At 39.4% G+C, this 1,887-nt stretch carries 2 protein-coding genes and 1 pseudogene; all 3 read left to right on the forward strand.

Annotation, left to right across the window (positions count from 1 at the left end; translation table 11 throughout):
• Positions 1-78 precede the first annotated feature (78 nt).
• Positions 79-363, forward strand: a complete 285-nt coding sequence (locus F6K53_RS39155) for a type II toxin-antitoxin system Phd/YefM family antitoxin (RefSeq protein WP_366511417.1) — start codon at positions 79-81, stop codon at positions 361-363.
• Positions 353-688: a Txe/YoeB family addiction module toxin gene (locus F6K53_RS39160; RefSeq protein ID WP_293085291.1), complete on the forward strand. Its 336-nt coding sequence runs from the start codon at positions 353-355 to the stop codon at positions 686-688. Before F6K53_RS39155 ends, F6K53_RS39160 begins: the two co-directional genes overlap by 11 nt.
• A gap of 300 nt (positions 689-988) precedes the next feature.
• Positions 989-1,887: pseudogene (locus F6K53_RS39165) on the forward strand (hypothetical protein); the annotation flags it as partial.

Here is a 1,887-nt window from a genome sequence, read left to right on the forward strand (position 1 = left end):
TTCCACCGATCAGATTACGGTGCAGTTTCCATGTGAGGTATGTACAATATTATTGTACAAGTCAGCCTCAGTGAAACGATGTTAAGTCGGGAAACTACCTATTCTCAAGCAAGAGCTAACCTAGCTAGCATACTAGATCAGGTTTACGATGAACGCCAAATTATGGTAATCAAGCGTCGTAACCAGAAAAATGTCGCGTTAATTGCTGAAGATGAATTGTCCAGCATCTTAGAAACCATTTATTTGTTGCGATCGCCAGAAAATGCCAAGCGCCTGTTTAGGGCTTTGGAATGGGCAGAGTCAGAAGAAGCTACTCCTCAAAGTTTGGAAGAATTAAAAGAGGAATTGGGTATTGAGTCGTGACAAAGGTAAGAAAGACCGTGGTGTTTCCAATCCTGCTAACCAGAACCAATTAGCTGGGTATGTTCCGGTTTTCAGTCCTGATTTCAAAGCAGATCTTCGTTGGTGGTATCGCAACGATTTCAAAAAAGGAGATAAGATCCTGGATTTAGTAGCGGATAGTCTAGATGGTAATCCATTCACAGGAATAGGAAAACCTGAACCGCTTAAGTATATGGGTTCAGATATTTGGTCACGTCGTATTGACTTGGAACATCGGTTGGTTTATAAAGTTAGTGGAAATCGAGTTTACTTTTTGCAGGCTCGGTATCATTATCAATCAGGGTAAAAGCATCTAATTTTCTGAATCCTATATATAGTGTTTTTTGAATTTGACAAACACTATGTGTAGATAATGCATGGTCAACAAGCACGCGGATCGATGCAGCGCGGTCTTGGGGAGCTAGTGCTGTCTTGCTGTTTTGGGGTTTCCCTTATGAGCAACTGCATCAAGACAATCCATTGTCAACAAGTGCATTAAGGCAGGGTTTATTGAGAACTATTCCCGGTCACTCAACAACATGGGTTTACCCTGCATTATCAACCCGATTAGTGTCCGTTTTTAACTGAATATCTACTTATCTAAACCATGCTAAGTGACATCAAAGAAGTTGCGACGATACTTTACGAACTAAGCGATCGCTTCCAGCAAGCTAAAGAAGAAAAAAGTCAAAACATTGCCAATTACTTTCAACAAATTGAGCAATGTCTTCGAGACAGTATAAATGCCCTGGAAAATCAACAAGAACCTGTTGCTGAATGGGGTGAGCTTGAAGTCTATGCTAATAATTTCTCTAATATCCTAGGTGATGAGATCGGTGAGGATGAAGCCAATAGGCTATCTGAAAAATTAAGAATAACCGCACAGGATGTGCCACAGCTTGGTAGCAATATTTCTGAAATAAAAAATCTTGCTGGTCAGTTTAAGGGACTCGCATTTATCGCTGCTAATCCCAACAGTCAACCTGATCACAACCCTGGATGTAATCGCAGAGGTTTTATTAGTTATCTACCTATAGTAATTGGCACAGCAGGGGTTACAGTAGTTAGTTCCCATATTGCTAAAAAAAATCCAGCAGTTACTTGGAACATGACTACATTTTTAGGAGAGAAGTTAAAGGGCAAGTTAATTCTTTATAAGGCTCCCCAAAGAGTTTGTGATTTAGTGAAATTAATGAGCAATGGGGAATTTCAAATTAATTTGAATAGACGAGGAAAAACAACAGAAATTTTAGAAGAAGTTAGTAAAAGAAAAATAGACTGTAGCTACAGTGGAATTTATTACGACAGCGACAAATACAAAGCGCTTTATTTTGGTAGTGCGATTCCATTTGGTCTAACTCCACAAGAACAAAATGCTTGGCTTTTTTACAAAAAATCTGATCATGATGATCCAGATTCCCCCACTTATATGCAAACTGTTTATAAAAAACTAGGCTTAAAGGTAATAGCTTTTCCGGCAGGAGGGACAGGAGGACAAATGGGTGG

Origin of the sequence: Moorena sp. SIO4A1, assembly GCF_010672065.1 — a bacterium.
In the GTDB taxonomy this organism is placed as follows: domain Bacteria; phylum Cyanobacteriota; class Cyanobacteriia; order Cyanobacteriales; family Coleofasciculaceae; genus Moorena.

What these genes read in the sequence shown, in the direction of transcription:
- F6K53_RS39155 (WP_366511417.1), top strand. Translation starts at nt 79, where the DNA reads ATGTTAAGTCGGGAAACTACCTATTCTCAAGCAAGAGCTAACCTAGCT.